At 61.0% G+C, this 4,376-nt stretch carries 5 protein-coding genes; all 5 read left to right on the top strand.

The window, feature by feature from the left end:
• A partial coding sequence (locus ACY69P_RS14500; protein WP_462327986.1) for an AMP-binding enzyme occupies window positions 1-900 on the top strand: 900 nt, incomplete at its 5' end.
• A gap of 321 nt (window positions 901-1,221) precedes the next feature.
• Window positions 1,222-1,974, top strand: coding sequence for an ABC transporter substrate-binding protein (locus ACY69P_RS14495; protein WP_459900165.1), 753 nt, complete (start codon window positions 1,222-1,224; stop codon window positions 1,972-1,974).
• A 94-nt stretch (window positions 1,975-2,068) separates the two neighbouring features.
• Window positions 2,069-2,782, top strand: coding sequence for an amino acid ABC transporter permease (locus tag ACY69P_RS14490; RefSeq protein WP_404844049.1), 714 nt, complete (start codon window positions 2,069-2,071; stop codon window positions 2,780-2,782).
• Window positions 2,782-3,543 carry an amino acid ABC transporter ATP-binding protein gene (locus tag ACY69P_RS14485; protein WP_462327985.1) on the top strand — a complete coding sequence of 254 codons (762 nt, stop codon included), beginning with the start codon at window positions 2,782-2,784 and terminating at the stop codon, window positions 3,541-3,543. The genes ACY69P_RS14490 and ACY69P_RS14485 overlap by 1 nt, the downstream gene beginning before the upstream one ends.
• A 1-nt stretch (window position 3,544) precedes the next feature.
• On the top strand, window positions 3,545-4,243 hold the full coding sequence (locus tag ACY69P_RS14480) for an amino acid ABC transporter permease (RefSeq protein ID WP_462327984.1): 699 nt from the start codon (window positions 3,545-3,547) through the stop codon (window positions 4,241-4,243).
• Window positions 4,244-4,376 lie beyond the last annotated feature (133 nt).

Raw genomic sequence — 4,376 nt, 5'->3', positions numbered from 1 at the left:
AACATTTTCTACACCGCGCCCACCGTCATCCGCGCCCTCATGCGTGAGGGCACGGAGTGGACGGACAAGCGCGACATGTCCTCCCTGCGCATCCTCGGGTCCGTTGGCGAGCCCATCAACCCCGAGGCATGGATGTGGTACTACGAGAATGTCGGCAAAAAGAATCTGCCCATCGTGGACACATGGTGGCAGACCGAAACCGGCGGCATTCTCATCTCCGCCATGCCCTACGCGACTCCCCTCAAGCCCGGCTCCGCCACCCGGCCCCTGCCCGGTGTGGACGCCGCCATCGTTGACGCCGAGGGCACGCCCGTCGGTCCCGGCGAAGGCGGGCACCTTGTGGTGCGCAAGCCGTGGCCCGGTATGCTCCGTGGCGTCTTCGGCGATCCGGAGCGCTTTAAGAGCACCTACTTCGAGCGCTTCCCCGGCATGTACGAGTCCGGCGACGGCGCGCGGACGGACGATGACGGCTACTTTTGGGTCATGGGGCGTTTGGACGACGTGATCAACGTCTCCGGCCACCGGATGGGCACCGCCGAAATCGAGTCCGCCATCGTTGCGCACTCCGCCGTGGCCGAAGCCGCCGTGGTCGGCATGCCGCATGAAATCAAGGGCGAGTCCATCTACGCCTACGTCACCCTTACCGCGGATTCGGAACCCACCGATGAGCTTATGGCCGAACTGCGCGGGTGGGTGCGCAAGGAGATCGGCCCCATCGCTTCACCAGAGGTCATCCAGTTCGCCGACGAACTGCCAAAGACCCGAAGCGGCAAGATCATGCGCCGGGTTTTGCGCAAGATTGCGGCAGGCATCACCGACGAGTTCGGCGATACCTCCACCCTTGCCGACCCCGGTGTCATCACGGACCTGCTGGAAGGTCGCGACGAATTGCTCGCCTAGCGCGAGGCAGCAGCACTCCCGCATTGAGGGCCGGATGCATAGGGCATCCGGCCCTCGCATGTTATGGGGCCTGCGGCGCTCGCGTCGTGTACCACCCTACCGCTACCCGGTCGCCACCCTACGCCGTTCGCCTCCGCCTGGCCTGTCAGGCCACTATCACCTTGTGATTCCGTCCCAATTTGCCCCTACTATTCGGGCTTGCCCGTCCTGCACTGGTTTGGTATTCGCAAGAGTTCCGGTTTCTACGCAGAACCGGGATTGAGGGAGTGGATAACTGTTCAGTTGCCCGGGGGGTATGCGGGCACAAAAGGAGTGGAAACCATGGGTAAGAAGCTTATTGCTGGTATTTTTGGCCTGATGTTGACCCTGATGCTTGCAAGTGGCGCCATCGCTGCCGACAAAGTTTACGTCAATGGAATCGATTTTGGCTTTCCGCCTTTCGGTTACGTTGACAAGCACGGCGATCCCGCAGGGTTCGATGTAGACGCCGTGAACTGGATTGCCGACAAGATGGGCTTTGAAGTGCGCCATCAGCCCATGGACTGGGACGGAATCATCCCCGCGCTTAACGCCGGAAAGCTCGACTTTATCGCGTGTGGCATGTCCGCCACCAAGGAGCGCGCCAAGGTCGTTGACTTCACCATCCCCTACTACGAAGTCACGCAGGTGCTCGTGGTGCGCGACAACATCAAGGGCGATCTGGAAAACTTCCTGACCTCCGGCAAGACCGTTGGCGTGCAGCGTGGCACCAACACCGCCGCCTACCTTGATGCCCTGTCCAAGAAGGACGGCATGGACTTTACGGTGAAAAAGTACGACTCCACCGACCTCTCCATGCAGGACCTGCCCATCGGCCGCATTGACGGTTCCGCCATGGACAGCACCATCGCCTACGAGATGATGAAGGATCAGCCCTACCACATCTGCGGCACCTTTGACCTTGAAAGCGAAGTGTACAGCTACGCCGTCCGCAAGACCGACGGCGACCTGCGCGAAAAGCTCAACGAAGGTCTGAAGCTGCTCATGGCCGATCCCTACTGGAAAGAGCTGAAGGCCAAGTGGAACATCCACTAGCCTGAAAACGTTCTCACTTTTGAGCCGCCCGGATGGTATCGGTCCCGTTGACCGTTCCGGGCGGTTTTTTCCTTTTTAACAAAGCGATACGACTATGGATTTTACCAAGGCATTCGCTGCGATATTGGATGCGCTTCCGTACCTGTTGTCCGGCATTTGGTGGACGGCAGGTCTTGTTATTGGTGCGCTGGCCCTTGGGCTGTGCCTCGGCATCCCCATGGCTGTGGGGCACGTGTACGGCTCGCGCCCGGTGCGGCGCCTTGTTGGGCTGTATGTCTGGCTGTTTCGCGGCGTGCCCATTCTGGTGATGCTCTACCTCTTTTATTTCGGCATTCTCGCCACGTTGACGGAAGTGTTCCCCGCCCTGCGAGCCATCGGCCTCGACAGCGCGTTTGCGGCAGCCGTCATTGTGCTGGGCCTCACCAGCGGCGCATACCAGTCCCAGATTTTCCGCGGAGCCATTCAGTCGCTGCCGTCCGGCCAGCTCAAGGCCGCCCGCGCCCTCGGCATGTCCGACCGCGACGCCATCGTGTCCATCATTTTGCCGCAGGCGCTCCGGCTGGCCATTCCCGGCTGGTCCAATGAATTTTCCATCATTCTCAAGGACTCGGCCCTGGCGTTCGTCATCGGCGTCATGGAACTGATGTCCAGAACGCGCTCCGTGGCGTCCACAACGCATCAGCCGTTGCCGCTCGCCGTGTTTGCGGGGCTGTTGTTCTTTGTTCTGACGTGGTTCGGCCTCAAGGCCCTGCGTCGGCTTGAAGTGAAAGTACGGATTCCGGGCTACTCCCGGGAGGGATCCTTCTAATGTCTGATTCTGTCATATTAAAGGTGCAAGGACTCAATAAGTCCTTCGGCGAAAACCACGTTCTGCGCGACGCCTGCCTTGAGCTGGGGCGCGGCTCCCTCAAGGTGCTCATCGGCCCCTCCGGCGGCGGCAAGAGCACCCTGCTCCAGTGTATGAACTTTCTCATCACGCCCGATACCGGCCGCTTTTGGCTAAGTGGTGAGGAAGTGGACTACACCAACCGCAAGGTGCTTAACGACTACCGGCAAAAAGTGGGCATGATCTTTCAGGACTTCAACCTGTTTGATCATCTTACCGCCATGGAGAACGTGCGCATCGCCCTGACCAAAGTGCGCCGCATGAACAAGCGCGAAGCCACGGACCGCGCCATGGCCGAGCTGGAACGCGTGGGCCTTGCCGGGCGTGCGGAGCTGTATCCCGCCCAGCTTTCCGGCGGCCAGAAGCAGCGCGTGTCCATCGCCCGCGCCCTTGCCATGGACCCGGAAGTGCTCCTCCTCGACGAGCCGACCTCCGCCCTCGACCCCGAGCTTATCGGTGAGGTGCTCGCCGTTATTCGCGACCTTGCGCAGAACGGCATGACCATGGTCATGGCCACCCACCAAATCACGTTTTCCTCCCAGCTTGCGGATGAGTTCATCTTCATGCAGCAGGGTGAAATCATTGAGCACGGCTCCCCCGCAGAGCTGCTTGGCGCAGGCTCCGCCTCCCGCACGCAGGAGTTCTGCTCCAAGATCAACGAATTGACCGGGGAGACCCTGTAACATGGACGCTTTCCTGCAATTCGTTATGGAACGCGTCGTTCCGGGCCTGAACGTTGGGCTTTTGGTCAGCCTCAAGCTGATCATCCCCGCGTCGGCCCTTGGCGTCGTGTTCGGCGTACTCACGGGAACCATACGCGTCTACGGTCCGCGTCCCCTGCGCTGGCTGGCCGACGTCTACGTCGCCATCTTCCGCGGGACGCCCCTCGTCGTGCAGCTCTACTTCTGGTACTTCGCCCTGCCTTACATCTCCGTAGGGGGCTTCCGCCTCGTGCTGGACCCCATGGAGGCCGCCGTTATCGGCTTCTTCATGTGCAGCGCCGCCTATCAGTCCGAGTATGTGCGCATGGGCCTCATGTCCATTAAGTCCGGCCAGCTTAAAGCCGCCGAAGCCCTCGGCATGACGCCCTTTCAGACCGTCGTCCACATCGTGCTCCCGCAGGCCGTGCGCCGCGCCCTGCCCGGTTGCGGCAACGAAATTATTTACCTCATCAAATACTCCTCGCTGGCGTCCATCATCACCGTCAACGACCTTACCGGCATGGGCCGTGAGATCGCCAAGGCCACATGGCGCAATATCGAGGTGTTCTCCGTGGTCGGGCTCTACTATCTGCTGCTCGTCACCCTCGCCACATGGGGACTGCGTGAACTCGAAAAACGCACCTCCATCCCCGGCTTCAACGCCATCTCCTCCGGCGACTAGCCGGGGCACTGCCCTTTTCTCAGGGAGCCCGCAACGTCTTGGCGTTGCGGGCTTTTTTATTGGTGGAGAGATGCGGTGCGCTAACGGTGGCTGGACGGGGTGAGGTGAGGGGTGGTCGTGGTCGAATGTGGGG

It is taken from the genome of Desulfobaculum sp. (assembly GCF_054921475.1).
This window is presented reverse-complemented; position numbering and strand designations above follow the sequence as displayed.

Excerpts from the sequence above, each read along its gene's own strand:
- ACY69P_RS14495 (WP_459900165.1), top strand. The coding sequence starts at position 1,222 with ATGGGTAAGAAGCTTATTGCTGGTATTTTTGGCCTGATGTTGACCCTG.
- ACY69P_RS14485 (WP_462327985.1), top strand. The coding sequence starts at position 2,782 with ATGTCTGATTCTGTCATATTAAAGGTGCAAGGACTCAATAAGTCCTTC.
- ACY69P_RS14480 (WP_462327984.1), top strand. The coding sequence starts at position 3,545 with ATGGACGCTTTCCTGCAATTCGTTATGGAACGCGTCGTTCCGGGCCTG.
- ACY69P_RS14490 (WP_404844049.1), top strand. The coding sequence starts at position 2,069 with ATGGATTTTACCAAGGCATTCGCTGCGATATTGGATGCGCTTCCGTAC.